The 26,032-nt window shown below is 54.5% G+C and carries 22 protein-coding genes; 11 read left to right on the forward strand and 11 right to left on the reverse strand.

Annotated features, from left to right (window positions below):
• Nucleotides 1-19: 19 nt before the first annotated feature.
• Complete coding sequence (gene lpxL, locus R0134_RS02000; RefSeq protein WP_319783241.1) at nucleotides 20-943, reverse strand: LpxL/LpxP family Kdo(2)-lipid IV(A) lauroyl/palmitoleoyl acyltransferase; 924 nt, start codon at nucleotides 941-943, stop codon at nucleotides 20-22.
• 238 nt (nucleotides 944-1,181) lie between these two features.
• Here lpxL and hldE point away from each other — a divergent pair, with 238 nt between their 5' ends.
• Nucleotides 1,182-2,609, forward strand: a complete 1,428-nt coding sequence (hldE, locus tag R0134_RS02005) for a bifunctional D-glycero-beta-D-manno-heptose-7-phosphate kinase/D-glycero-beta-D-manno-heptose 1-phosphate adenylyltransferase HldE (protein ID WP_319783242.1) — start codon at nucleotides 1,182-1,184, stop codon at nucleotides 2,607-2,609.
• A gap of 58 nt (nucleotides 2,610-2,667) precedes the next feature.
• Here hldE and R0134_RS02010 read toward each other — a convergent pair whose 3' ends face one another.
• Genes R0134_RS02010 through R0134_RS02020 form a run of 3 tightly spaced genes read right to left on the reverse strand, consistent with a single transcriptional unit; the run spans nucleotide 2,668 to nucleotide 5,812 of the window.
• The gene (locus R0134_RS02010; protein WP_319783243.1) at nucleotides 2,668-3,738 is read right to left on the reverse strand and encodes an ABC transporter substrate-binding protein; all 1,071 of its coding nucleotides are present in this window, start codon (nucleotides 3,736-3,738) and stop codon (nucleotides 2,668-2,670) included.
• The gene (locus R0134_RS02015) at nucleotides 3,735-5,144 is read right to left on the reverse strand and encodes a sensor histidine kinase (RefSeq protein ID WP_319783244.1); all 1,410 of its coding nucleotides are present in this window, start codon (nucleotides 5,142-5,144) and stop codon (nucleotides 3,735-3,737) included. Before R0134_RS02015 ends, R0134_RS02010 begins: the two co-directional genes overlap by 4 nt.
• Nucleotides 5,141-5,812 (reverse strand): response regulator transcription factor, encoded by a 672-nt coding sequence (locus R0134_RS02020; protein ID WP_319783245.1) that lies wholly within the window; start codon nucleotides 5,810-5,812, stop codon nucleotides 5,141-5,143. Before R0134_RS02020 ends, R0134_RS02015 begins: the two co-directional genes overlap by 4 nt.
• Before the next feature lie 124 nt (nucleotides 5,813-5,936).
• Between R0134_RS02020 and R0134_RS02025 the strand changes: the two genes are divergently transcribed.
• From R0134_RS02025 to R0134_RS02040, 4 genes are read left to right on the forward strand one after another with little or no spacing between them, the layout of a single operon-like run.
• On the forward strand, nucleotides 5,937-6,926 hold the full coding sequence (locus R0134_RS02025) for a Bug family tripartite tricarboxylate transporter substrate binding protein (RefSeq protein WP_319783246.1): 990 nt from the start codon (nucleotides 5,937-5,939) through the stop codon (nucleotides 6,924-6,926).
• Between the two features lie 11 nt (nucleotides 6,927-6,937).
• On the forward strand, nucleotides 6,938-7,372 hold the full coding sequence (locus R0134_RS02030) for a tripartite tricarboxylate transporter TctB family protein (RefSeq protein ID WP_319783247.1): 435 nt from the start codon (nucleotides 6,938-6,940) through the stop codon (nucleotides 7,370-7,372).
• Between the two features lie 4 nt (nucleotides 7,373-7,376).
• Nucleotides 7,377-8,900, forward strand: a complete 1,524-nt coding sequence (locus tag R0134_RS02035) for a tripartite tricarboxylate transporter permease (RefSeq protein WP_087035152.1) — start codon at nucleotides 7,377-7,379, stop codon at nucleotides 8,898-8,900.
• Entirely contained in the window at nucleotides 8,897-9,910 is a 1,014-nt protein-coding gene (locus tag R0134_RS02040) for an AbrB family transcriptional regulator (protein WP_319783248.1), read from the forward strand. The genes R0134_RS02035 and R0134_RS02040 overlap by 4 nt, the downstream gene beginning before the upstream one ends.
• Before the next feature lie 352 nt (nucleotides 9,911-10,262).
• Here the strand turns inward: R0134_RS02040 and tolC are convergent, their stop codons facing one another.
• Nucleotides 10,263-11,567, reverse strand: coding sequence for an outer membrane channel protein TolC (tolC, locus tag R0134_RS02045; protein WP_319783249.1), 1,305 nt, complete (start codon nucleotides 11,565-11,567; stop codon nucleotides 10,263-10,265).
• A 235-nt stretch (nucleotides 11,568-11,802) separates the two neighbouring features.
• On the opposite strand from tolC, the gene nudF reads away from it, so the two are divergent.
• The 6 genes from nudF (at nucleotide 11,803) to parC (ending at nucleotide 19,190) form a co-directional block, all read left to right on the forward strand.
• Complete coding sequence (gene nudF / locus R0134_RS02050; RefSeq protein WP_319783250.1) at nucleotides 11,803-12,417, forward strand: ADP-ribose diphosphatase; 615 nt, start codon at nucleotides 11,803-11,805, stop codon at nucleotides 12,415-12,417.
• 501 nt (nucleotides 12,418-12,918) lie between these two features.
• Entirely contained in the window at nucleotides 12,919-13,287 is a 369-nt protein-coding gene (locus R0134_RS02055) for a DUF1249 domain-containing protein (protein ID WP_413641444.1), read from the forward strand.
• 131 nt (nucleotides 13,288-13,418) lie between these two features.
• Nucleotides 13,419-14,216, forward strand: a complete 798-nt coding sequence (gene cpdA, locus R0134_RS02060; RefSeq protein WP_413641445.1) for a 3',5'-cyclic-AMP phosphodiesterase — start codon at nucleotides 13,419-13,421, stop codon at nucleotides 14,214-14,216.
• A gap of 1 nt (nucleotide 14,217) precedes the next feature.
• The gene (locus R0134_RS02065; RefSeq protein WP_319783252.1) at nucleotides 14,218-14,799 is read left to right on the forward strand and encodes a YqiA/YcfP family alpha/beta fold hydrolase; all 582 of its coding nucleotides are present in this window, start codon (nucleotides 14,218-14,220) and stop codon (nucleotides 14,797-14,799) included.
• 232 nt (nucleotides 14,800-15,031) lie between these two features.
• Nucleotides 15,032-16,927, forward strand: coding sequence for a DNA topoisomerase IV subunit B (gene parE, locus R0134_RS02070; RefSeq protein ID WP_319783253.1), 1,896 nt, complete (start codon nucleotides 15,032-15,034; stop codon nucleotides 16,925-16,927).
• A 13-nt stretch (nucleotides 16,928-16,940) separates the two neighbouring features.
• A complete protein-coding gene (parC, locus tag R0134_RS02075; RefSeq protein WP_319783254.1) occupies nucleotides 16,941-19,190 on the forward strand; it encodes a DNA topoisomerase IV subunit A in 2,250 nt (749 codons plus the stop codon).
• Between the two features lie 66 nt (nucleotides 19,191-19,256).
• On the opposite strand, the gene R0134_RS02080 is transcribed toward parC, so the two are convergent.
• The 6 genes from R0134_RS02080 to R0134_RS02105 all read right to left on the reverse strand — a co-directional run bounded on the left by R0134_RS02080 (nucleotide 19,257) and on the right by R0134_RS02105 (nucleotide 26,032).
• Entirely contained in the window at nucleotides 19,257-20,795 is a 1,539-nt protein-coding gene (locus tag R0134_RS02080) for an aldehyde dehydrogenase (NADP(+)) (protein ID WP_319783255.1), read from the reverse strand.
• A 10-nt stretch (nucleotides 20,796-20,805) separates the two neighbouring features.
• Entirely contained in the window at nucleotides 20,806-21,801 is a 996-nt protein-coding gene (gene araD1 / locus R0134_RS02085; RefSeq protein ID WP_319783256.1) for an AraD1 family protein, read from the reverse strand.
• A gap of 4 nt (nucleotides 21,802-21,805) precedes the next feature.
• On the reverse strand, nucleotides 21,806-22,978 hold the full coding sequence (locus R0134_RS02090; protein ID WP_319783257.1) for an L-rhamnonate dehydratase: 1,173 nt from the start codon (nucleotides 22,976-22,978) through the stop codon (nucleotides 21,806-21,808).
• 113 nt (nucleotides 22,979-23,091) lie between these two features.
• Nucleotides 23,092-24,117, reverse strand: a complete 1,026-nt coding sequence (locus tag R0134_RS02095) for a 4-hydroxythreonine-4-phosphate dehydrogenase PdxA (RefSeq protein WP_319783258.1) — start codon at nucleotides 24,115-24,117, stop codon at nucleotides 23,092-23,094.
• Nucleotides 24,114-25,415: a TRAP transporter large permease gene (locus R0134_RS02100; RefSeq protein ID WP_319783259.1), complete on the reverse strand. Its 1,302-nt coding sequence runs from the start codon at nucleotides 25,413-25,415 to the stop codon at nucleotides 24,114-24,116. Before R0134_RS02100 ends, R0134_RS02095 begins: the two co-directional genes overlap by 4 nt.
• A complete protein-coding gene (locus R0134_RS02105; protein ID WP_319783260.1) occupies nucleotides 25,412-26,032 on the reverse strand; it encodes a TRAP transporter small permease in 621 nt (206 codons plus the stop codon). The genes R0134_RS02100 and R0134_RS02105 overlap by 4 nt, the downstream gene beginning before the upstream one ends.

A 26,032-nucleotide genomic window follows, 5' to 3' on the forward strand; every position in this document is an offset into this window, starting at 1 on the left:
TTTTAGCTAGGCGCTGCCCTCAATACCTATACGGTATCCCTTTCGGTGTGGTTTTAAAGCGTCTATGTAGCCACATATATTGCTCAGGCGCTAACCGAATGGCGGCTTCTATTACCTGATTGCTGGCGATGGCATCGGTAATGTCGTCACCAATGGGGAAGTTAGTCATAGGCGCTTGGATCAATAACCGATAGCCGTTTTTCTCGCGAATGGTAAAACAGGGCAGGGTGACGGTTTTTTTCACCCGAGCCAAAGTGGCGGTGCCGGTAATGGTCGCCGCTTGCTCTACCGCAAAAAAGGGTACAAACACACTGGCATGACGACCGTAGTCATGATCGGGCGCGTACCAAAGTGCATCGCCTTGGCGCAGCGCCTTGAGCATGCCTTTAATATTTAAGCGGTCCACCAAGTATTTATTCGAGCGGCAACGGCCTTCCACTTGTGCATATTCCAATACCGCATTGGTGTTGGGTCTATACACGCCTACCCCTGGGCGATACAAGCCAAATTGGCGCGCGTTGAGCTCCAGTGTTAAAAAGTGTGCCGATAACAACAGCATACCTTGGCCATTGGCCACGGCCGCATCTACATGCTCGGTACCTTCCATGCGCGTGATGGCGCGCATCCGCCAATCTGGCCAAAACCACGCCATGCCGGTTTCAAATACCGCACAACCCACGCTCTCAAAGTTAGCGGTAAGTGTGCGCTCACGTTCAGCTTCATTGAGCTCCGGCAAGGCCAACTCAAGGTTGCGCCGAGCAATCTTTACCCGAGATTTCAGTACGCGCATCGATAATCGGCCCAAGCTACGGCCAAACGCCATTTGTGCACGCCACGGCAGCAGCGTCACTAATAGCCACAATAGGCTCAAGCCCAGCCAGTTAAACAGGTAACGGGGATGTAATAGCGCTAAAGAAAAAGAAGAAGGTCGAGAATCTCGCATAGCTATTGCCATAAAACAGTTATCGCCATAAACAATTAATGACCGAATTCTAATTAACTTGGAGGCCAAAGACTAGCCCTTCGGGCAGCAGTGCGCCATACGTCGTACGCTTTACGCTGTAAGCACAGAAAATAACTGCGTCTTTTTACGTATGGCGTGCGGCGTAAGGCTTACGGCTATGTTTTAAAGTCGTTTGTGATAAGATTTCGGCTTTCCCCTGTTCAAAAGAGTCGGAACCATGAAGATCAAGTTACCGGAATTCGATAGCGCCAAGGTGCTAGTGGTCGGCGATGTTATGTTAGACCGCTACTGGTCTGGCCCTACCATGCGCATCTCACCGGAAGCGCCTGTGCCCGTTGTTAAAGTTGAGCACAACGAGGAGCGGCCAGGGGGAGCGGCGAACGTGGCGCTCAATATCGCAGCATTGGGTGCAAAGGCTCGCTTGCTGGGCTTAACCGGTAACGATGAAGCGGCCACTGCCCTACAAGATAAAATGCAAGGCGTGGGCGTGGAGTGCGACTTTGTGCGCTTAAACAGTCATCCCACTATTACCAAATTGCGGGTGATGAGCCGTAATCAGCAATTGCTGCGTTTAGACTTTGAAGACAGCTTTGGCCCAGACGATGCGGCGCCGTTAACCGAGAAAACCCGTGCCGCCTTAGATCAGGCGGGCGTAATCGTGCTGTCGGATTATGCCAAAGGCGCCTTAACGCAAGTGCAAGCGCTGATACAGGCGGCAAACCAAGCCGGCGTGCCGGTATTGGTGGATCCGAAAGGTTCCGACTTTGAAAAATATCGTGGCGCTACTTTACTCACGCCCAATATGACCGAGTTTGAAGCGGTAGTGGGTAAGGTAAAAGACGAGCAAGAGTTGGTGGCCCGTGGCCGCGAGTTGATTAAAAAATTCGAATTTAAGGCACTGTTGGTGACCCGCTCTGAGCACGGCATGACCTTAATTCATGCAGACGATCACGAACTGCACTTACCTGCTCAAGCCCATGAGGTGTTTGACGTGACCGGTGCCGGCGATACGGTCATTGCCACGCTAGCGACCGCGCTGGCCGCAGGACTACATTTGGATGAAGCCTGTGCGTTGGCTAACGTGGCTGCCAGCATAGTGGTAGGCAAACTGGGCACCTCGACAGTGTCTGCCATTGAACTGGCCAATGTGCTGTATGGCTCGCCGGAGTCGGGTATGGGCGTGGTGACCGAGCAGCAGCTGAAACAAGTCATGGACGCGGCTCGTCGCCGAGGTGAAAAAATAGTGATGACTAATGGCTGTTTCGATATCTTGCACGCGGGCCATGTGTCTTACCTGAGCCATGCGCGCAAGCTGGGTGATCGCTTAGTGGTGGCGGTGAATATCGATGCTTCGGTACGGGCGCTTAAAGGCGATGGCCGTCCGGTAAACACCGTTGATCGACGCATGGCGGTATTAGCCGGTTTGGGCGCGGTAGATTGGGTAGTGCCCTTTAGTGAGGACACGCCGCAGCGTTTGATTGCCGAAACCCTGCCCGACGTATTGGTGAAAGGCGGCGATTATAAGGCCGAAGATATCGCCGGTTTTGACGAAGTCACCGCCAACGGCGGTGAAGTAAAAGTACTGAACTTTGAAGAGGGCTGCTCCACCACCGCCATTATTCAAGCTATTCGTACTCGAGGCTAATACCTGAGTAAGTAGCTCAAATGTGAAAGAGGCTTGCCGTGACTGGTAAGCCTCTTTTTTATGGCTGGCTTTTGGTCGGCGCCGTGGTGACCGAGCCGGACCAGGCATCAATAAAATGCTGTTTGACCAAAGGGTCTTGAGGCGGCAGCAGCGCGGGCGTGAGTGGTATCAGCGTGACCGGCCCCTGGGCCTGAATAGCGAGCCGCAGTTGTCCTGAGTCTGGCTCCAGCACCGGATGCAGGCCGCTTTGTGCCAACAGGGCTTGACCTTGAGCCGACAGCATCAAGTCGATGAGCTCACCGGCAAGGGTAGGGTGAGGCGCGGTTTTGGGGATCAGCGCCAGTCGCATTAGCATCAAGGTATAGTCGTTGGGCGCCATTGCCACTAACTGGGGGTAACGCGGCAACGCCGATGCCACATAAGAGCCCAGTAGATTATAGCCGATGGCGGCTTCCCCCCTAGCGATGCGGTCCAGCATATCATTACTGCTGTCATCGAGTTGCAGCTTGAGGCCACCGAAAGCTTCTAACAGCCGACCATACATCAGCCCTTGCTGGCTATCTTGACTGGCCAGCAGATAGCCCACGCCGCTGGTCGCAACATCGTAGGTGATAATCTGATTGGCAAACCGGTCAGGGTCTTGTCGTAACAGGGCCAGCAGTTGCTGGCGGCTGTGAGGCTGTGGATGAGGGCCAAGCCGCTCTCGGTTGAACACGGTCAGTATCGGCTCGAAGGTAAAAGCAAACAGCTCGTGCCGCCAGTGTACTTGGCTGGGCAGAGACAAGGTTCGGATCGAGCGATAGGGGCGAGCATGGCCATCGTTGACCAGCTTAAGCTGTAAATCCATGGCCGAGCTGAGCAGCAAGTCCGCCGGTGAGTGCGGAGATTCCTGTAGAAAGCGCTCGTATAACTCTTGTGAGTCGATATCCACAAAACGGATGCCCAGTTGGGGATGCTGCTGCTGAAAGTGCTGTAGCAGTGGTTGTAGATAGCGATAGTCGGTGGCGCTGTAAATAACCAGTTGCTGTTGCATAGGGGAAGCGGCGGGTTGTAAAAACTCCTCTGCCGCTTGTGTGGGGGCGGCTAACAATAACGATAGCCACAGCAAGGCTAAACGAAGCCGATTCATGGGGTGCTCCTGTAAGTGTTAAAACGGATCTCGACTTCCAGCCCACTCGGCTCATTGTCATGCAGATGAATGCCTGCGCCGTGATGCTCGGCGACGTCCCGTGCGATGGCCATGCCGAGCCCCGAGCCCAGATAGCGATGCTGACTGCCCCGATAGAAGCGGGCGAATACCTTTTCTCGCTCCTCAGGGGGAATGCCGGAGCCTAAGTCGCGAATGAGGATGGCCGGTGCCGGCGAGGTACGTAGCACAATCTCTACCCGAGTGTGGGCGGGCGCATGGGCCACGGCATTATCGATAAGGTTATTTAGCATCTGGGTGATCGCTATCTCATCCCCTTGGATCCACAGGGGCGAGGTTGCCGGCTCGAAAGAGAGTTCGACTTGCCGTTGCAGGGCCGGTACCGCCAGAGCTAGGCAGACCTTTTTAGCGATGGCATTTAGCTCTAGCGGCAGTAACTCTTGACTGTGAAAACGATGGTCTAGCATGGCCTGATTCAACAGATGATTCACCGTGAGTGACAGCAAATCGCATTGTTCTATTAATCCGGCTAATAGTCGTTGTCTTTTTGCAGGTTCAACTTCATCGCGCGCGTTTTCGCTTAAGGCGCGCAGGCTGGCTAGCGGCGTACGTAGCTGATGGGCGGCCACCGAAGTGGTGGACTCCATACGTTCCAGCATCTGCTGCTGGCGGGCAATAAAGTGATTGATGGTGTGCAGCAGCGGCAGTGTTTCTTTGGGAACCGGCAATAACAGTGGCGTGAGATCCCGCGGGCGTCGCCGTGCCAGAGCACGAGCAATCAGGGTAAAAGGGCGCAGGGCATAATAAATTCCCAGCCACAGCAGCAATAGGGCGCTGAATAACAACCCCAGAATAAGCTCCAGTGCTGGATACAAAATTTCATCCTTGAGCTGCTCACGAGCGAGGCGGGTTTGTGCCAGTTCGATTTGAATTTCATCAAAGGGCTGGCGCTCAGTATTCAGCCGAGTCAAGCGGGCCACCCGCACCGGCTCACCGGAGAAGTGAGCATCAAAGAAGTCCGGCTGTTGCTGGGTCAGTTGTTGTTGCGAATGTGTGCGGGCGGGTGCAGTGGGTAATGAGTGATAGCCGGTCAAGAAGCTGCCGTTAACACTGATCCGATAAAAAACGCGATCCTGAGGTGCTTGGGCCAGAGTGGCAAACGCGGAGACGGGCATATCGACCACAAAGCCTTGTTCATCGTGGCGAACTGCATTGGCCAGTTGCAGTATGGCGCTGTTGAGCATGAGGTCGTAGCTACGATCGGCGGTTTTTTTGCTGTAAGACACCATCAGTCCCATGGCCAGCAGGCTCAAGCCGATGAGGACCACAGCGCTCAGTAATAGCAGCCGCCGACGCAGATGTGGGTGATGGTTAACCACAGCGCTCACGAATCGATGACCCGTGCTACATAGCCCAAACCGCGCAGCGTCTGTATCTGCAGTGAACTACCCACCAGTTTTTTACGCAATCTTGCCACATACAGCTCTATGGTGTTGGCCGAGGGGGTTTCATCGGCGTTAAACAGCTTTTCAGTCAGCTCCTCCTTGCTCATCACCCGCTCTAACCCACCCAAGAAAATCTCCAACAACCTGAACTCCCGATTAACCAGCGCACAGGGTAATTGATCTATGGTGACGGTTTTCGCGTCACGGTTAAAGATTAAGTTACCGTGCTCACTGATGTTAGAGGCATAGCCTTGCTGGCGCCGCAGCAGGGCGCGCACTCGGGCTTCCAGCTCGCCAAAATCGAACGGCTTAGTGAGATAATCGTCCGCGCCCAGATCCAGCAACTTGATGCGGTCATCAATTTGATCCCGTGCGGTCAGGATCAATACCGGGGTGCCGGTTTTGCGCTGGCGCAGCTCTGCCAACACCCCTTCGCCGCTGAGACCGGGTAAGTTGAGATCCAGAATAATTAAATCGACAGACTGATTGCGTAGCCAGTCGGCGGCCTGGCGGCCATTGCCAATCAAGTCAGTGCCATGGCCCAGCTTCTGTAATCGGTCGGCGATGGCTTCACCCAGTACTCTGGTGTCCTCTATCACAAGAATACGCACGATTTTATCCTCTGTTGGGTCATGACAGCTTGGTGACAGCTTAGAAAGCTAGTATGTCAGATGTTAAGAACTTGTTTCTAGATGAAACAAGTAATAGATGGAATTACCTCAAGGAGATAACGAGATGAAATTAACCCCTCTGGTTCATGCTTTGCTGGGTGCCGGCTTACTCGTGATGGGCACCGGCGCTGCCCATGCCGATTTTACTCCCAAAAAACCGGAATGTATCGCACCGGCCAAGCCGGGCGGCGGTTTTGACTTAACCTGTCGTATTTTAACCTCCAGCCTGGACAAGTCCGGCCTGCTGGACCAACCCATGCGCGTGACCTTTATGCCCGGTGGTGTAGGAGCGGTAGCCTATACCCACATGAACAGTAATCGGCGCACCGATGACAATGCGGTGGTGGCGTTCAGCTCGGGATCTTCTCTTAATCTGGCCCTCAGCAAGTTTGGCAAGGATCTGGACGTAGACGACGCACGCTGGATAGGCGCCATTGGTACCGACTACGGCGCTCTTATCGTCAAGGCCGATGCGCCCTGGAATAATTTAGCCGAGCTGGCTGCCGATATCCAGGCCAATCCGGGCAAGCAGGTATTTGGCGCAGGCGGCACTGTAGGTAGTCAGGACTGGATGAAGGCGGCGTTCTTCTATCGTCAGTTGGGACTGGATCCCCGCACCATGCGTTATGTAGCCTACGAAGGCGGTGGTGATGCCATGGCGGCCGTGCTGGGTAATCACATTCAGGTATTTCCTGGTGACATGTCCGAAGTCAAGGGGCAGCTGGATGCAGGAATAGTACGGGTGTTGGCGGTGTTATCACCGGAGCGCCTGGACGGTGACTATGCCGAGATCCCGACTGCAACAGAGCAGGGCTTTGATATTGAATGGCCGATAATGCGTGGCTTCTATATGGCGCCAGAAGCGTCCGATGAAGCGTACCAATACTGGGTTAATCAGTTTGATGCACTGTATCAGACCGAGGCCTTTACCGAGGTGCGTAACAAGCAAGGCTTGTTCCCCTTGTCCATGTCTGGCGATAAGTTTGAAGCCTATATCAAAACAGAAGTTGAGAAGTTTCAGGAGCTATCTCGTGAAATGGGTCTGCTCAAATAAGAGGTAACATCATGGCTGATCGTCTTTTTTCTCTGGTCTTGATGTTGGCAGCGGTGGCCCTAGGGGTCGCCGCTTGGCAACTTGAAGTGCCTTTTCAGTACGAACCCGTTGGGCCCAAGGCGATTCCGCTGATCTTGGCGGTATTGCTATTTTGCTGCTCGGCTTGGCTAGTGGTTAGGCCAGACCGCTTTAAGGGGGTGTATGAGCGTAGTCTCTTCGGGCGCCACGTGATGGTGGTACTGGGTTTACTGCTCTATGCCTGGAGCTTTGAAATACTGGGCTTTATGTTGGCTACTTGCTTGGTGAGTACCGTGTTTGCGCGCCTGTTTGGCTTAGGGCTACGTAATGCCCTGTTGTATTCAGTGGCGCTGGGTGCGGTGGGCTATGTATTGCTCAGTATCGTGCTGGAGCTAAACGTGCCTACCGGCACCCTATTTGGAGGTTAAGGGTATGGATATCTTATCGGATCTGGCCACGGGGTTTGCGGTTGCCTTAACGCCAATGAATTTGGCACTGGTACTGGCTGGCTGTTTTTTCGGCACCCTGATGGGAGCACTGCCCGGTATAGGGCCGATTAATGGCATCGCTATTTTATTGCCGTTAGCCTATTCCTTTGGCCTTGAGCCTGCTTCTGCCATTATTTTACTGGCGGGTGTCTATTATGGCGCCGAATACGGTGGTCGAATTTCCAGTATTTTGCTGAACGTGCCCGGTGATGCGGGGGCCATTATGACCACACTCGATGGTCACCCTATGGCCAAGCGAGGCGAGGGCGGTCGCGCCTTGGCCTTATCGGCGGTGTCGTCATTTGCAGGCTCCATGGGTGCTTTGCTGTTACTGATCATTCTTGCCCCGATACTAACGCGTTTGGCGGTCACCTTTGGCCCGGCTGAGTTTGTGGCCTTAATGGTGTTTGCGCTGTGCTGCTTGGCCTCCATGGTGGGCTCTCGGCCGGTAAAAACTGTGATTGGTACCATCATCGGCCTAGCGTTGGCTACGGTGGGCGTAGACTCGGGTACCGGGGTATTACGTTTTAGCTTTGGTCTCACCAACTTGTTTGATGGTGTGGACTTTTTGGTGGTGGTAATCGGCATGTTTGCCATCAGCGAAATCTTACTGCTGGTTGAGCACCATTACGGTGGTAACGGCAAAGTCGACAAGGTGAGTAAGTCGTTCGTCAAGGTCGCCGATTTGGTGGCGGTACGTTGGGTCGTACTGCGCTCCACTGTGGTTGGTTTTGTGATTGGCGTGCTACCCGGCACCGGTGCGTCTGTGGCCAGTGCCGTGGCTTACGGTACCGAGAAACGGCTCGCCGGTGAAGACAATGAATTTGGCGAAGGTGATATTCGCGGCTTAGCCGCACCGGAAGCGGCCAATAACGCGGCGGCAGTGGGCTCTATGGTGCCTATGTTAACGCTGGGTATTCCAGGCTCTGGCACCACGGCTATTTTACTGGGCGCGCTCTTGTTGTTTGATGTGACGCCAGGGCCCTTGTTGTTCAGTCAACAGCCCGATATTGCTTGGGGTCTGATTGCTTCCATGTTTATCGGCAATATTGCCTTGTTGGTGTTGAACTTACCGTTGGTCGGTATCTTCGTGCGCATGCTGAGCGTGCGCCAAGCCTACTTGGTACCCGTTATCGTGATGCTGACTTTCGTCGGTATCTACTCGATTCATGGGGCCAGCTTCGATCTGTTCTTTATGATTCTGCTGGGTGTGTTTGGCTTTATCTTGCGCAAACTGGACTTCTCACTGGCGCCGGTCATTCTGGGTCTGGTGTTGGGTTCGGTGCTAGAAGATAACCTACGCCGTGCCTTGTCGATGAGTGCCGGTGACTGGAGCATCTTGTTTCATAACGGTGTAACTATCAGCCTGTGGGCCTTTAGTGTGCTGGTATTGGTGATGCCGTTAATGATGGCGTGGCGCAAGCGCCGCCGCGCGGCTTTGCTGCAAAGTGAGGCGCCGCAGGCATGATGATTTGGCTGCGCACCTGTGCTTTGGGTGCGGCGGGTGGTTGGCTGGCCCATCGGGCCGGCTTTCCATCCGACTGGCTGCTGGGGGCCATGTTAATCGTGGCCCTTGCTGCCATGGCCGGGTTAGATGTACGTTTGCCTAAGACCTTGTTGGCGCCTATTCAGGCCTGTTTAGGCGTGGCGGTCGGCTTACGTCTGGAGTTTGATTTTCCGGCTCCCAGCTCATTGCTGTTTAGCGTGGCGGGCTTGCTGTTGTGTTTGGCTACCCAAATTCCGCTGGGGCAATATATGTTGCGGCGGCTGGGGTGGTCATCTCAAGAAGCGGTGATGGGCGCCTCACCGGGTGCGCTGTCTATTATGGCGGCGTTGGCCACCCAGCTCGATAACCCAATACGGGTGATCCTGTCGCAAACGGTGCGGGTGATTGCCTTGGTGGCTTTGGTGAGCGTCATTATGCTGCTGGAATGGGTGCCCACCTTGGGTATTCCCACCAGCCAAGAGCTGAGCCTGACTCAGACACTGGGCTTAGTATTCGCCGCTTGGCTACTGGGCAGGGGTGGCGCTTGGTTAAAGATCCCCGCCAGTTATATTCTGACTGGCGTGGCCGTATCAGCTACGTATGGAGCCTGGCTGGGCACGCCTGCGGTGCCGGTCAACGGGCTTATTCCGGTGAGCATGATACTGCTGGGTGCTTTGGTCGGTAGCAGGTTAAAGCCGTTGCCTGCCAAAGATATGCTGCAGCTGTTGCTGGTCGGATTATTGATCAGCGTCTCCAGCTCTGTGATCTCTTTGTTGTGGGCTTTTGTGGTGGGCACTTGGTTAGGACTGCCGGTATTTCAGGTGTGGTTGGCCTATGCGCCAGGGGCGGTAGAAGCCATGATTTATCTAGCACTGGTAACCGGTTTAGATCCATCTTGGGTTATTTTCCATCATGTGTTGCGTATCTTGCTACTTGGCCTGTGTGCCGGCTGGCTGATGCGCCGCGCCGGAGCAGGCACGGCACCCGCTTAAAGAGCGCGTGAAGCAAAGCCGTAAACTAAAAATAAAAAAAAGGCATCCAGAATTTGCTCTGGATGCCTTTTTTATATGGAGCACAAAGCGAATCGCTTTGACACGCTTTACGCCTAACATGAGTGACCAAAATAAAAAGGCCAACAACCAGCTCCTGATTGTCATCAGGAAGACGGCATAAGGGCGAGATCCTGATTTTCATCAGTAAATGGCACAAAAAAAGCACCGAACCTGCAGGTTCGATGCTTTTTGGCGTGAAGAGTAAATGGTAAAGGGTGAGGTGTAATACACAGAGCTGGCAGATTCAGGGTTAGCTTGTTCGCTTCACCCTTTACCCCTCACATTTCACACATTACTTTCTAATCAAGCCGTTATTGATTTCTACTAAGTCTTGCTCAGTTAAGTTGCCGGCTGCCTGTTTTAGCTGTAACTGGCTGATAATATAGGCGTAGCGGGCTGCAGCTAGGTTTTGCTTGGCGTTATAGAGCTGGCGCGTAGAGATCAACACATCAACTATGGTGCGGGTACCCACTTCGTAACCGGCTTCGGTGGCATCCAGCGAACTTTGAGCGGAAATCACAAACTGTTCAAAGGCGCGCACCGAGCCTGCAGCGGCACCTACGTCGTTATAGGAAGAGTACACGCGGCTTTTCACTGCGCGAAAGCTACGTTCCAATTGCTCGCTGGCGGCCACATAGTTGAACTGGGCTTGTTTCACCTGTGAGGTGGTGGCGCCACCGCTGTAGATAGGCAAGTTAAAAGATAATCCCAGTGCGGCTTGGTTGTTGCTGCCACTTCTCGCTGATGCTGATTCATCGGCGTAATCATTGTATTGGCTGCCAATACCCGCATTTAGATCCAGCGTAGGAGCATATCCTGCTTGAGCTAACCCAATTTGTTCGTTAGCAATGTCTTTACCGATACGCTGCTTGTGCAGTTCTAAGTTTTGCTCAAGCGCTATCTCTAACCAAGCGTCTGCATTAATAACGGATTTTTCTGGGCTAAACAATTCGGTATTTAGCTTTTCGAGCTGTGCATAACCCATATTGGTCAGCTCACGCAGTACTTCTTTGGTGTTGTTAACCGAGTTTTCGGCGCTGATCTCTTCGGCCAGCGCTTGATCATACTGTGCTTGGGCTTCATGTACGTCCGTCATGGCGCTTAAACCCACTTCAAAGCGTTGCCTCGTTTGTTCAAGCTGGCGGCTAACTGCTTCTTTATTGGCTTGTACGAAGCTCAGCGAATCTTCGGCACTTAGCACATCAAAGTAGGCTTGGCTGGCGCGTAAAATGAGGTCTTGTTGAATTTGTTTGTAATTAACATCTGCCTGAGTGGCCAACTTTTCGGTGATGTCTAAATTTACCCACGCTGATTTACGATACAGTGCCTGACTCAAGCCTAAATTAGCGCCTAGCGTGCCCACATCACTCATGGCGCTATTTGTCATATAGTTAGCATCGGCGCCTAAATTTACCTGCGGCAATAAGGGGGCGCGGGACTCATTAATTTTCTCAAACGCTGCATCGCGCACGGCTTTAGCTTCCCTTACATCAGGATCATTTTGCGTGGCTTGCTGGTAGACATCGAGTAAGTCTTCAGCCTGAGTTGGGCCTGCAGCGCAAAGCAATATTAGGGCCGACAAGAGCGTTTTTTTCATTATTTTTGCCTTATGTAACAGGTGAGCCATGAAGCCGAGCGGGGCAGACTGAGTGTTTTTGTTGGTTAAGTATAAGGGTAACATCACTATTCTTGGTTTAGGCAGCTTATTAGCTAATATCCAATTCACTATCTAACTGGCTATCCTAAGGTGTTAAATCAATTGTGAATGAACGTTCATTCATTTTGAGCGGTAGTCTAAAATATACCGCTTAAATGTCAAGAAAGGAGTCGCTATGAGTACGAACGGGCCTACCCAGTTTGGGCACCTAGATGTAAAATTATTGGCGGAAGACGTCGGCTACCGAGGCTTTTTTCGATTACTGCGCTTAACGTTACAGCATAAGTTATTTGCCGGCGGTTGGAGTAAAGAGATCACCCGCGAGCTATTCGTGCGCGGCCACGCAGCGGCGGTGTTGCCTTATGACCCAATACGGGATGAAATTATCTTAGTGGAACAATTTCGCGTTGGCGCCGTCTATGGTGAAGGCAATCCTTGGTTACTCGAAGTGGTGGCGGGCATTATAGATGAAGGTGAGACGGCCGAAGCTGTGGTACACCGCGAAGCCCAAGAAGAAGCAGGCTTAACTTTCACCTCGCTTACCCCGATCAGCAGTTACTACCCAAGCCCAGGTGGGTGCAGTGAGCGCATTAGCTTATTTTTAGGCGAAGTAGATGCCAGTTTAGCGCCCAAGCACGGTGGTTTAAGTGATGAAAGTGAAGATATACGCGTGCATCGCGTGCCCAGAATGCAGGCTATGCAATGGTTGGCGGAGGGTAAGCTAGACAATGCCAGCACCATTATTGCCTTGCAGTGGCTGGCGCTAAGGCGCGCGGGAGTGATTAAATAGTAGTGAAGAGTGAAGGGGACGAGCTCCAAAACTAAACCTAAGGCCATTTTTGCCACGGAATACACGGAAGAACACGGAAAAATAAGGATTAAATCTGAAAGTGATTTTAATGGTAAGGGCAGAGATTAGAGTCAAGAAACCACGCCCGCCGATTTTGCACAGCAAAATAATAAGGTTAATAGCCAATCGTTACTCAGCAGGTTTGTGTGTGTGCAGTAAATTGAAGTGTCGCTAATCTCGTCGCGAGCGAGAGCCGCTATTCTTAGCCGTTAGAACAGAGGCAGGACTGCAGACTCGAGTGACTAACTTGGCGTGAGTCATAAAAACAGGTGTAATAGTAACGTCGGTGTGGCTGGTCAACCTGCCAGTGGTAGCAGTCGGCGTGCAAGACAACGTCATCAGTAAAGGATGGCAAGGAGCAATGATTTGAATACCCCTGTGGTTCCGCGTCGGTATGTACCGAACTTAAAAACATTGCAGCGTACCTGTGATGTTAACTACATGGCGCTGATGAAGTTACTGCCCCACGACGCCAAAGTGGGCGACTGTGTATCGGTGGGCATCAGCGAACAGGTACTCTTTGTGCTCAAGGTTTTAGAAGTGGCGCCTTACACGTGGCATGTGTCGATTGAGCAATGTAGCCCCCATTTACCGTTTTTTATGCGCATGAAGGTCACAGTTCGCATCTATCACGACGTAAGAATGGCCGAAGTGTGTGCTAGTCAACAGATATTAACCCTGCGTTCGAGTTACTATTACCCAAATGACAAGATGCATCAGCGCAATGAAAAAGAGCAGGTAAACCTATTTTTAGCCGAATGGCTGAAATGTTGCCTACAACATGGATTTAGCACGGTTAAACAAATTTGAATCAGACGCCTATTCAGTTACAGACGCCAACCCTAACACCACACCATGCCGACGGCGTGGTGGACTTGCTGCAGACCACCGATGCTCAGTTACAGACCTTAACGCTCACACCACACCGCGCAGACGGCGTGGTGGATCTGCTGCAGATCACGGATACGCATCTGTTTGCCGATAAAAATGCCGACTTTTTGGGTATCGCGCCTTGGTACAGTGCGCGCGCCGTGGTGGATGCTATTTTAGAGAATGCCCGTGAACTGGATGCCACGCCGCAGGACTTTATTTTAGCGACCGGCGATTTATCCCAAGATCAAACGCCTGAGTCTTATCGTCACTTTAGCGAACTGATGGGCGAGTTGGCACCACCCATATTCTGGTTGCCTGGCAATCACGACGATGGTCATTTGATGCAAGCCGAGCTGGATGCCGCGGGCATCAGCAATGCCAAGCATTTATTGTGCGGCCAGTGGCAGATTTTATTGCTAGATACCCACCTGGATCATGAAACCTTTGGCGAGCTCTCAGCGGCGCAGTTAATCTTGCTTGAACAAGCCATCACTCACTACCCTGAGCACCACTTATTGCTGGCGGTGCATCATCAGGCAATCCCCGTGGGCTGTGCTTGGTTGGACCAACATAATTTGCGCAACAGCGCGGCCATGAAAGCCATCTTGAGCCAGCATCAGGCTTCAAAAGTGGTGATGTGTGGCCATGTGCATCAAGGCTTTGATCAATACGAGCAGGGCATTCGCTATCTGGCCAGCCCTGCGACCTGCATTCAATTCAAACCCTTATCCGATAATTTTGCGCTTGACAGCATGGCACCGGGCTGGCGCGCATTATCTTTGTATCCCGATGGTCGTTTAAGCACCCAAGTGTGGCGCCTTCCCCATCATGCTTTTGCGCCTGATTTTAGTGCCACCGGATATTAAGATGTCGACACTCCTTTATTTGCATGGTTTTAATTCCTCGCCCCAATCCATGAAAGCCCGCGAGATGCAGGAATACTTGCTGCAAAAGCGGCCTGATATCAACTTCATTTGCCCACAATTGGCCACCACGCCAGCCGCCGCATGGGCGCAAATTTCCGAGATTTGTGAGGCGCTTGCAGTTAGAAATAACGGCCACTTTGGTGTGGCTGGCAGCTCACTGGGCGGTTTTTTGGCGACCCGAGTGGCAGAAGTGTGTGGGGTGCGCGCGGTGGTGATTAATCCCGCGGTTAATCCGCAAGTCTTGCTGCAAGATTACTTAGGCGAGCAGCTTAACCCTTATACGGATGAGCGTTATTTACTGACCGCGCAACATATGCAGGAGCTCAGTGAGTTACGCGTAAATGAGCCTAGCTGTATGGCGCGAATATGGCTGCTGCAACAACAGGGCGATGAAGTGCTAGATTATCGAGAAGCGCTGGAGTACTACCGCTTCGCCCGCGTATGCATTCAAAAAGGCGGTGACCATTCCTTTATCGGCTTTAATCACTATTGCGCCCAAATTATCCGCTTTTTGGAGTTGTAAGCTAAACGCCGTGAGGGGTGAATGGTGAGGCGTGAAGCGCAAAACACCGAATCTGCAGATTAAGGATTAGGCCCTCATCCCTTACGTTTTTAGTGTCATTCAACATTAAAAATTAAGCATTCAACATTGTTAATCCCGCTTCATCCCTTATGCATCACCGCTCTTAAAGCTGACAGCCCCTAGGCCTAAGTAGTAAGATGGCGCCCACGAATTCTGATTATTTAGGGTCAACATGTCATCGAGTCAATATACCGCTGATGCCATTGAGGTGCTCAATGGCCTAGAGCCGGTGCGTCGTCGTCCCGGCATGTATACCGATACTACGAGGCCCAATCACCTCGGCCAAGAGGTCATCGACAACAGTGTTGATGAAGCCCTCGCCGGCCACGCCAATAAGATAGAAGTGATACTGCACGCGGATCAATCGCTGGAAGTCATCGACAACGGTCGTGGCATGCCGGTGGATATTCATCCGGAAGAAGGTATCTCGGGCGTGGAGCTTATTTTTACCAAGCTGCATGCGGGCGGTAAGTTTTCTAATAAAAATTATCAATTCTCCGGCGGCTTACACGGCGTGGGTATTTCCGTGGTGAGTGCCTTGAGTACGCGCTTGGATGTGACCATACGCCGCGCCGGTGAAGTGTATGAAATGGCCTTTGAGCATGGCACTAAGGTCAGCGAGTTAGCCGTCACCGGCACCTGCGGCCAGCGCAATACCGGCACCCGCATCCGCTTTTGGCCGGATGTCAGTTACTTTGATTCACCCCGATTCTCGGTATCGCGGCTCAAGCATTTATTAAAAGCCAAGGCGGTATTGAGCCCAGGTCTGACGCTGCGTTTTGAAGATAAAGTTAACGATGAAAGCCTAGAGTGGTATTACGAAGACGGTCTGCAAGACTATCTTGTAGAGTCCGTGAAAGACTATACCTGCCTGCCAGAAGAGCCCTTTGTCGGTAACTTTAGTACCGAATTAGCGGCGGCAGAATGGGCGCTCACTTGGCTGCCCGAAGGCGGCGAGGGCATAGGTGAAAGTTACGTAAACCTGATCCCGACCACTCAAGGTGGTACTCACGTTAACGGCCTTCGCCAAGGCTTGCTGGACGCGATGCGTGAGTTTTGTGAGTTTAGAAACTTACTGCCGCGCGGCGTGAAATTAACGCCAGACGACATTTGGGAGCGCTGCTCCTATATTTTGTCGATAAAGATGCAAGATCCGCAGTTTGCCGGCCAAACCAAAGAGCGACTGTCGTCTCGCCAAAGCTCGGCTTTCGTGTCCGGTGTGGTGAAAGACGCTTTTAGTTTGTGGTTAAACCAGCACACCGAATTGGCCGAACAGATTGCCGAGCTCTGTATCAACAGCGCTCAACGCCGTTTGCGCCAAGCCAAAAAAGTAGTGCGTAAAAAAGTCACCCAAGGGCCGGCTTTGCCCGGCAAGCTAACCGACTGTGCCTGTTCGGATCCGATGCGCGGCGAATTGTTCTTAGTAGAAGGTGACTCGGCGGGCGGCAGTGCCAAACAAGCGCGAGACCGCGAGTTTCAGGCGATCATGCCGCTGCGCGGTAAGATCTTAAACACCTGGGAAGTGGACTCCGGCCAAGTGTTAGCTTCTCAAGAAGTGCACGATATCTCGGTGGCCATCGGCTTGGATCCTAACTCGGAAGACTTAACCGAGCTGCGTTACGGCAAGATCTGTATCTTGGCGGATGCGGACTCGGATGGTTTGCATATCGCCACCTTGTTGTGTGCCTTATTTGTGCGTCATTTCCGCCACCTCGTCGAACAAGGTCATGTGTATGTGGCTATGCCGCCTTTATACCGCATTGATATCGGTAAAGAAGTGCATTACGCACTGGATGAAAGCGAGCGTGACGCTGTGTTGGCGCGCATTAAAGCGGAAAAGAAGCGGGGCAAGATACAGGTCACGCGCTTTAAAGGTCTGGGTGAAATGAACCCCAAACAGCTGCGCGAAACCACGCTGGATCCCAATACTCGTCGCTTAGTACAGCTGACGGTAGACGATATGGAAGCCACCGAAACCTTAATGGATATGCTGCTGGCTAAGAAACGCTCTAGTGATCGTCGCGAATGGCTAGAAACCAAGGGTAACTTGGTCGATCCGCTGGTCTGAGGAAAGAGATTAAATGAGTACTAACGACTTTACGATGGAAGGCGTCGAACGCCTGCCCATGCACACCTTTACCGAGCAGGCGTACCTTAACTATTCCATGTACGTGATCATGGACCGAGCCTTGCCGCACATTGGCGATGGCCTGAAACCAGTACAGCGGCGCATTATTTATGCCATGAGCGAGTTAGGCTTATCTGCCAGCTCTAAACATAAAAAATCCGCCCGTACCGTGGGTGACGTGCTGGGTAAGTATCACCCCCACGGCGACTCGGCCTGTTATGAAGCCATGGTATTGATGGCGCAGCCGTTCTCTTATCGCTATCCATTGGTAGATGGCCAAGGTAACTGGGGCGCACCGGATGACCCTAAATCCTTCGCCGCCATGCGTTATACGGAAGCGCGCCTGTCGCGCTACGCCGAATTATTGCTCTCGGAATTAGGCCAAGGCACGGTTGAATGGATCCCTAACTTCGATGGCACCATGGACGAGCCGCGGGTGCTACCCGCCCGTTTGCCGCACATCTTGATGAACGGCATTACCGGCATCGCCGTGGGCATGGCCACGGATATTCCGCCCCATAATATTCGCGAGCTGGCCGCCGCCTGTGTGCATTTATTGGATAACCCCAAGGCCAACGTGGCCGAGCTGATGCAGTTTGTGCAAGGCCCGGATTATCCGACCGATGCGGAAATTATTACCCCGCGCGCCGATATTCAAAAGATCTACGAAACCGGTCGTGGCAGCATCAAGATGCGCGCCGTCTATGAGATGGAGCACGGTGATATCGTCGTCACCGCTCTTCCTCATCAGGCCAGTAGCGGCAAGATTTTAGAGCAAATCGCCGCACAAATGCAGGCCAAGAAGCTGCCGATGGTGGCGGACTTGCGCGATGAAGCGGATCATGAAAACCCCACTCGTTTGGTGATCATCCCGCGTTCTAATCGCGTGGACGTTGAACAGCTGATGCAGCACTTGTTTGCCAGCACCGATCTTGAGAAAAGCTATCGGGTTAATCTGAATATGCTGGGCTTAAATAATAAGCCGCAAGTTAAAACCCTGGAGATGATCCTCGACGAATGGCTGGTGTTCCGTCGCCAAACCGTGCGTAATCGCCTGCAATATCGACTCGATCGAGTAGAAGCGCGACTGCATATTTTGGAAGGTTTGTTGGTGGCGTTTTTAAGCATCGATGAAGTGATCGAGATCATTCGCGGCGAAGATGAACCTAAGCCGGTATTGATGGATCGCTTTGGCTTATCGAGCATTCAAGCGGAAGCCATCTTAGATCTTAAATTACGTCATTTAGCCAAGTTAGAAGAAGTGAAGATCCGCGGTGAGCAAGATGAATTAGCCGCCGAGCGCGATAAGCTAGCCGCCTTGCTGGGATCTGAGCGTCGCTTAAGTACTTTGATCAGAAAAGAGATCCAAGCCGACGCCGAAAAGTTCGGTGACGACAGGCGTTCGCCGTTAGTTGAGCGCAGCGAAGCCAAAGCCTTAAGTGAAAAAGAGTTGATCCCCAGCGAGTCGGTCACGATCGTGTTATCAGAAAAAGGCTGGATCCGCTCGGCTCGCGGACACGATGTGGATGGTGCGAGCTTAAGCTATCGTGCTGGCGACAGCTTCTTATCGGCGGCTAATGGCCGTAGTAATCAGATGGCGGTGTTCCTATCTAGCATTGGGCGCGCCTACGGCCAAGAAGCTCATGGCTTGCCTTCGGCTCGTGGCCAAGGCGAACCGCTGTCGGGTCGTTGCAGCTTAAGCCCTGGCGAGCAGCCGAACTTCGTGCTGATGGGTGAAGACGAGCGCTTGTTCTTATTAGCGTCGGATGCGGGTTATGGTTTCGTGTGTCGTTTTGCTGACATGGTGAGCCGCAATAAAAACGGCAAGGCGCTGCTGACCGTGCCTAAGGGCGGCTTGGTGCTGCAGCCAGTGGCCATTGACCAGCTTGCCAGCAGTCAGTGTTTAGCGGTGACCAATGAAGGCCGTATGCTGTTGTTCCCACTGCAAGACTTGCCACTGCTCGGCAAGGGCAAGGGCAACAAGATCATCGGCATTACCGGTGCCAAGGTGCAAGCGCGCGAAGACTTCATCAAGCAACTCGTGGTGGTGCCAGCAGGGGCCAGCGTGACCTTGCATGCCGGCAAGCGCAAGCTCACCCTCAAGCCTACCGATCTGGCTCACTATCAGGGTGAACGCGGCCGCCGCGGTGCGCTGTTGCCCCGAGGTTTGCAACGAGTGGACAGTCTGGAAATTGAAGTCTGATCTTCTGCGTTAACTCAGCCTAAATGAACCAAGGCCCACGATGTGGGCCTTGGTGCTTTCTGTAGTTCAGTAACGCCCGACCTGCAGTGCTTCGGGCAGCAGTTCCGGTGGGCAATCCTGGTAGCAGACCGGACGGAGGAAACGCTGTATGGCCGCCGAGCCGACCGAGGTAGTGCGGCTGTCTGAGGTAGCCGGCCAGGGTCCGCCGTGTACCATGGCATGGCAAACCTCGACCCCGGTAGGGAAGCCGTTGAATAGCACTCTGCCTGCTTTACGTTCGAGCAGGGGGAGGAGTTTTCGGGCTAATTCGCTGTCTGGCTCGTCCATGTGTACGGTGGCGGTCAACTGACCTTCAAGGGCGGTTATCACCATAACCAGCTCGTCTTCGTCCTGGCAACTCACGATCAGAGCGCAGGCACCAAACACCTCCTGCTGTAATGGCTCGTTTGCCAGAAAGTGCAAGGCTGTGGTGCGAAACAATTGAGGTTGACAGCGGTTCGGGTCAGTACTGCCCAGTCCTGTTGCCAGGCTTTTTATTCCCTCGGCCCGGGACAGGCTGTTCACTCCCTCTTCATAGGCTTTATGAATACCCGGGGTCAGCATGGTCTGGGCTTCGGCCTGGGTTAGTATTTGGGTGACCAATTCGGCGAAGCGATCAAGTCTCGGGCTGTCCAGCCCCAGTATCAGGCCGGGGTTGGTGCAGAATTGTCCGGCACCAAGCTGGAGCGAGCCGACGAAGCCTGAGGCCAGCGTTTCGGTGCGGTTGGCCAGCGCAGTGGGCAGCAGCAGCATCGGGTTGATACTGCTCATTTCCGCGTAGACCGGGATCGGCTCGGGACGGGCCTGTGCGGCGGCGAGCAGAGCCCGGCCTCCGGCCTGGGAGCCGGTAAAGCCCACCGCCTTGATGCGCGGATCCGCCACCAGCGCCTGACCTACGATGCTGCCGCTACCGTAAGTCAGGGAAAAAACGCCTTCCGGCATCTCAGTCTCCCGGGCCGCTGCCGCCACCGCCCGGCCAACCAGCTCGGAGGTACCCGGATGGGCAGAATGGGCCTTGACTACAACCGGACAGCCGGCGGCCAGAGCCGAAGCGGTATCGCCACCGGCTACGGAAAAGGCCAGCGGGAAGTTGCTGGCGCCGAATACCGCTACCGGTCCCAGGGGAATGTATTGCAGTCGCAGGTCGGCACGGGGCAAGGGGGAGCGATCCGGTTGTGCGGGGTCGATGCGCACGCCTTGCCAGTCCCCGGTACGAACGACCTCGGCGAACAGGCGTAGCTGACCGACGGTACGCGCCCGCTCTCCTTCCAGACGGGCCCGAGGCAGGCCGGTTTCCAGCATGGCTCGCTCGATCAAGGTATTCCCCAGTGACAGTATCTGTTCGGCAATGGCGTCGAGAAAGGCAGCCCGGGCCGCCAACGAACCGTGGCGGTAGGGCTCGAAGGCGGCGTCGGCCAAGGCGCAGGCTTCCGCCACTTGAGCCGGGCTGGCGCCGGCATAGCCAGGTTCGAGTCGCTCATTGGTGGCCGGGTTGATACCGTAAATAGGGGCGGCTTCGCCGCTGGCCGCGCGGCTGCCCAGTAGCAGTTGTGCATTTAATGTCATGTTTTCCTCTTCAGGTCCAGTGGTTGACGGTGGGATGAGCTTCTTTCTGTTGCCAGGCAAGGGAGTTGCGTAACGGGCGACCGAAGGCTGGCAGGTGGATCTCGAACACATCGCCGTCTTGGGTCTGGATGCCATCGCCAAAGCTCAGGGTTGAGGTGCCGAAAAAGTGCACGTGCACATCGCCCGGTCGACGAAACTGGGCGTACTTGAAGTGATGATGTTCCAGGTTGGCGAAACTGTGGGCCATGTTGCCCTCACCGGTGACAAAGGGCTTGTGCCACAGCAGCTCGCCATCACGCAGAATTCGGCTTTGCCCTTCGAGCCGTGTCGGTAATGGATCCAGCAGCAGTTCTGGGCCAAAGCTGCAGGCGCGCAGTTTGGAATGAGCCAGCCACAGGTAATTGGCTTTTTCGGTGACGTGATCGGAGAACTCGTTGCCTACTGCATAGCCCAGGCGCCAGGGCTGGCCTCGGTCGTCGATGAGGTAGAGCCCCACCAGTTCCGGCTCTTCGCCTGCATCCTGGGCGAAGGCGGGTACCGGCAATGGGGCTTCAGGATTCACAACGACGTCACCATCGCCCTTGTAGAACCACTCGGGCTGAGCTCCCTCCTCTCCAGCAATTGGCTTGCCGCCTTCCAGACCCAGCTTGAACATCTTCATCGAGTCGGTGAGCTGCTCTTCGCCCACCGCCAACTTGGCGTGCATGGCGGCGCGGGTGTCGGCGCTGCCCAGGTGGGTCAGGCCGGTACCGGTCACCAGGCAGTGAGCCGGATCAGGATGGCTAAGGGGCACTCGCAACCGGCCTTCGTGCACAATCTGCTCGTAGTCGAGGCGGGTATCGCCGGCACGCAGCAGCGCTTCGTCCGCCACAGAGCGTTCATTAGCCAGGGCATCTTGGGCCAGTTGATAGGTGCCGCCCTCAACCTCGAGCAGACGGATCTGCTCGAGGTTTTCCACCAGGCCAACGGCCAGTCGGCCCTGGTACTCAAATTGAATCAAACGCATGGCTTTACTCCACTATGTTGAACTGGTCGAGGTAGCGTTGGGAGATAGTGATTCCCAGACCGGGCTTGTGCTCGTCGAGATCGATAAAGCCGTTTTCTGGGGTGGGGTCTCCTTCGAAGATGTAATAGAACAGTTCGTTGCCCACCTCGACGTCGTGTACCGGGAAGTATTCGGACATGGGGGAGGCCAGGGTGGACATGGTCAGGTGATAGTTGTGCATCTGGCCGGCGTGGGGGATGACGGGGACGCCGTACACCTCAGCCAGGGCGTTGATCTTGTGGGCCGCGGTAATGCCGCCAACTCGGTTGGTATCGTACTGGATTACCGACACCGCCCGCTTGTCCAGTAATTGCTTGAAACCGTGGCTGGTAAATTCATGCTCGCCGCCGGAGATGGGAATGGAAGTGAGCTGGTTCAGCTCGGCGTAGCCATCGATGTCGTCGGCAAGCACCGGTTCTTCCAGCCAGCGCGGCTCGAATTTTTCCAGCTTGGGCAGCATGCGTTTGGCATACTCCAGGTTCCAGCCCATATAGCACTCCAGCATCAGGTCTACGTCCGGGCCTATTACCTCGCGTACTGCTGCCACGCTGTCCAGGTTCTTGCGCATACCTTCGGGGCCGTCATTGGGGCCGTAACCGAAGCGCATCTTCATGGAGGTAAACCCCTGATCCAGATAGCGCTGGGCTTCGGCCTGCATCTCATTAAGATCGGTGCGATAGAGTTTGGAGGCATAGCAGGGAATTTTTTCCTTGGTGCGACCGCCCAGCAGTTTGAACACTGGCCGTCCGGTGGCCTTGCCCATCAGATCCCAGAGTGCGATGTCGATGGCGGAGATGGCGGCCATAGCCACGCCTTTGCGGCCCCAGGCGTGGGTGGAACGGTACATGCGCTGCCACAGGTATTCGTAATCGAAGGGGTCGTGGCCGAGCACCAGTGGAGTTAGGTACTGGTCGATAATCGCCTTGGCGATGCGCGGTGCCAGGGCGACGTTGCCGATGCCGACCAGACCTTCATCGGTCTCCACTTCTACCACTGTCCAGCCGTGGAAGCGGAAGGTGCCCATGGAGTCACCCTTGTCCCACAGCAGATCCATGGCGTTGGAACAGAAATGGGGTTGTGGCGGTACGGTATGGCCTTTCCATTCAAATACCCTGGCGCGTACATTGGTGATTTTCATATTGGTTATTCCTTATAAAACAATATGTTGTGATTGGTTGTCAGCTTGCTGCGGGCAGAGTCTGCCCGCGAGGCCCCGATTTCTGGGCCACCTTGCCTCATTGATATTCGAGCTTAGTCAGTCGCGGCCAGGGTCCGTCTTCGTTGTGCAATCCCCATTCTGCAGGCGATATCGAAGGCGTTGCGGGTCGGACCCACCTTAGCTTTGCCCTGGCCGGCGATGTCGAAGGCGGTGCCATGAGCCGGAGTGGTAATGGGAATGGGCAGACCGCCTTGCACCGTCACCCCCTGGGAGAAGCCGAGCAGCTTGATGGCGATCTGACCCTGGTCGTGATACATGGTCACCACTGCATCGAAGTCGCCGTCCCGAGCGCGGATGAACAGGGTGTCGGCCGGATAGGGGCCGGTTATCGGGTAGCCTTCGGCCTGGCATTGAGCCACCGCAGGCATGAGTACCTCGATCTCTTCCCTGCCGCAGGTGCCGCCTTCGCCCGCATGGGGGTTAAAGGCGGCCACCGCCACCCTGGGAGCTTCAAATCCGCTCTGTTGCAGCGTCTGGTAGAGCAGCTTGGAGGCGGCCTTGACCCTGTCCACCGTCAGATACTTATAGGCGTCTTTCAGCGGAACATGCGAGGAAATACGTGAGGTCCACAGATGCCCGAGGGTATTGAACTCGCAAAAGTAGCCCTCAGCCCCAAGATACTCGGCAAAAAAATGTAGCTCGTCTTCATGTTCAAGCCCACCCAGCTTCATGGCGTGCTTGTTGAGTGGCGCGAAGCAGATGGCATCCACCTCACCGGCCTGGGTTGCATCCATGCACTGGCGCAGAATTTCCAGGGTGGCAGCACCGCAGGCACCGCTCACCTTGGCATAACGGGCCTGTTCCGGTGCCAGAGTATGAACCGGCAGTAGCACAGGGCCCTGATGTTCATGTACCTCGGTAAAGCGGGTAATTATCGGTAATTGGTGGGCGGTGCCGGCCACGTGTTGGCCCTGCTGCCATTGCCATTCGTCGGCCACCAGTACTATTTTGGCCTGATCGGTGACACCTGGCTCGGACAGCAGTTTGGCGATTAGTTCGGCGCCGATGCCGGCGGCATCGCCCAGAGTCAGGGCCAGCACGGGTTTTAGTTCAGTCATAACGCAGCTCCAGCAGGAGGATAGAAGTAGTCAACCAGGCCCATGGGGATAAAGGGTACGTAGGTCACCAGCATGAGGATAAGGAAGAGCATGAAGATCATTGGCAGGTTGACCCGGGTGACTTCCCACATGTCCGCCTTGGCGATGGAGCAGGAAGTAGCCAGTACCGAGGCAACCGGAGGAGTTTGCTGACCGATGGCCAGGTTGAGAGTAACTATGATGCCGAAATGGATGGGATCGATACCGATCTGCTGTATAAGCGGCATGACGATGGGTACCACCAGTATGATGGCGGCGGCACCATGCAGAAACATACCGAGCAACAGCAGCAGTACGTTGAGCAGGGCCAGCACCAGCATAGGTTCTGTGGTGATTTCCAGTATCTCTCGGGCCAGTTGCTGAGGTAGCTGCATCTCGGTGAGAAAGAGCCCGAGGATGGCGGAAGTGGCGACCAGCAGCATCACCACTGCGGTTTGCACTACACCATCCAGCACAGCCCGGTACAGCAGTTGCAGGTTGAACTCCCGGTAGACACAGCCGCCGATGACGATGGCTGCCAGAACGGCGATGCCCGCGCCTTCGGTGGCGGTGACGAAGCCACCGAAGATGCCACCCAGGATAATTAACGGCAGCAGCAGGGCCCAGAAAGCTTCCCGAAAGGCTTTACCTAGCCGACGGAGTGAAAAGGCCTCTTCTCGGGGCAGATCGTATTTCACCGCATAGTAATAGCAGAAGCCGGCCAGCATGGTCGCACCGAGCAGGCCCGGGATGATACCGGCCACGAACAGCTTGATCACCGAGGTGTTGGAGATGGCGCCATAGAGGATCATCGGGATCGAAGGCGGAATGATGATCGCCAGCGAGGCTGAAGACGAGGTAATAGCGGCGGCGAAGTTCTTGTTGTATTTGCGCTTCTTCATCTCGGGAATCAGGATAGAGCCGGTTGCGGCCACATCTGCTACCGCCGAACCGGATATTTCGGCGAAAAACAGGGATACGCCGACGTTGACCATGGCCAGGCCGCCGCGTACGAAACCGACCAAGGCTGTGACCAGATTGATCAGCCGTTTCGACAGGCCTGAAGTGTTCATCAGGGCGCCGGCGAAGATAAACAGCGGGATGGCGATCAGCGGGAAGCTGGTGGCGCCGTTGAACAGGGTGAGCGGGGCGTTAACTAGGGCATCCCAGCCCATGGTGAGCCAGACACCAACCACCGCTACTACACCAATGGCCACGGCGATCGGCACGTTGATCAGCACCAGAGCGAACAGCGCCAGTATGACGATCAGTAGCATCATGACTTGCTCTCCTTTAGATCTTCCTCGGCCTGACGAATAGCATCATCGATGGCTTCGTGTTCGGGGTCGATGCCGCTGCGCATTTTCTGCCAGGCGCCGGGCATACTGATCAGCTCGCAGATAATGAACAAGGCGGCGCTGATTGGAATCACCGACTGGGTCATATCCATGGTGATACCAGGTAATGACACCATGCGATCCCAGGCAAGTACTTCCAGCACCTGGTAACCAAACCAGGCCATGATGGCGAAAAAACCAATTACTATAATTTCAGATAGAGCAAACAGCAGGCTTCTCAGAACCACGGGGGCTGCGGTGATCAAGCCGGGAAAGCCCATATGCGCTCGTTTGAGTGTGGCCAGACAGGCACCATAAAAGCTGAGCCATGCCAGCCCGATGGAGGCTACCTCGTCATACCATATCAGCGAGCTGCCAAAGGCCCGGTAAAACACCGCCGCCAGCACTATGGTGGTCAGTGCTAGCAGCAGGCCTATGGTGAACACCTCGAGTCCCCGCTCGAGCCAGGTTTTCAAGGACGTGAGCAAGACCGGCATCCTTGTTTCTTGAGTTTGATAAGGTGCCGCCGTGGCGGCACCTTGGGTCAGGGTTCGAGGCAT

This window comes from Oceanisphaera sp. IT1-181 (assembly GCF_033807535.1).
Taxonomy (GTDB): Bacteria; Pseudomonadota; Gammaproteobacteria; order Enterobacterales; family Aeromonadaceae; genus Oceanimonas.

Coding starts and splice junctions, on each gene's coding strand:
- R0134_RS02010 (WP_319783243.1), bottom strand. CDS start 3,738: ATGAATCGGCTTCGTTTAGCCTTGCTGTGGCTATCGTTATTGTTAGCC.
- araD1 (WP_319783256.1), bottom strand. CDS start 21,801: ATGCGTTTGATTCAATTTGAGTACCAGGGCCGACTGGCCGTTGGCCTG.
- lpxL (WP_319783241.1), bottom strand. CDS start 943: ATGCGAGATTCTCGACCTTCTTCTTTTTCTTTAGCGCTATTACATCCC.
- R0134_RS02055 (WP_413641444.1), top strand. CDS start 12,919: ATGGCGCTGATGAAGTTACTGCCCCACGACGCCAAAGTGGGCGACTGT.
- hldE (WP_319783242.1), top strand. CDS start 1,182: ATGAAGATCAAGTTACCGGAATTCGATAGCGCCAAGGTGCTAGTGGTC.
- tolC (WP_319783249.1), bottom strand. CDS start 11,567: ATGAAAAAAACGCTCTTGTCGGCCCTAATATTGCTTTGCGCTGCAGGC.
- R0134_RS02095 (WP_319783258.1), bottom strand. CDS start 24,117: ATGACTGAACTAAAACCCGTGCTGGCCCTGACTCTGGGCGATGCCGCC.
- R0134_RS02025 (WP_319783246.1), top strand. CDS start 5,937: ATGAAATTAACCCCTCTGGTTCATGCTTTGCTGGGTGCCGGCTTACTC.
- parE (WP_319783253.1), top strand. CDS start 15,032: ATGTCATCGAGTCAATATACCGCTGATGCCATTGAGGTGCTCAATGGC.
- R0134_RS02035 (WP_087035152.1), top strand. CDS start 7,377: ATGGATATCTTATCGGATCTGGCCACGGGGTTTGCGGTTGCCTTAACG.
- parC (WP_319783254.1), top strand. CDS start 16,941: ATGAGTACTAACGACTTTACGATGGAAGGCGTCGAACGCCTGCCCATG.
- R0134_RS02080 (WP_319783255.1), bottom strand. CDS start 20,795: ATGACATTAAATGCACAACTGCTACTGGGCAGCCGCGCGGCCAGCGGC.
- R0134_RS02105 (WP_319783260.1), bottom strand. CDS start 26,032: ATGCCTCGAACCCTGACCCAAGGTGCCGCCACGGCGGCACCTTATCAA.
- R0134_RS02065 (WP_319783252.1), top strand. CDS start 14,218: ATGTCGACACTCCTTTATTTGCATGGTTTTAATTCCTCGCCCCAATCC.
- R0134_RS02090 (WP_319783257.1), bottom strand. CDS start 22,978: ATGAAAATCACCAATGTACGCGCCAGGGTATTTGAATGGAAAGGCCAT.
- nudF (WP_319783250.1), top strand. CDS start 11,803: ATGAGTACGAACGGGCCTACCCAGTTTGGGCACCTAGATGTAAAATTA.
- R0134_RS02040 (WP_319783248.1), top strand. CDS start 8,897: ATGATGATTTGGCTGCGCACCTGTGCTTTGGGTGCGGCGGGTGGTTGG.
- R0134_RS02030 (WP_319783247.1), top strand. CDS start 6,938: ATGGCTGATCGTCTTTTTTCTCTGGTCTTGATGTTGGCAGCGGTGGCC.
- R0134_RS02100 (WP_319783259.1), bottom strand. CDS start 25,415: ATGATGCTACTGATCGTCATACTGGCGCTGTTCGCTCTGGTGCTGATC.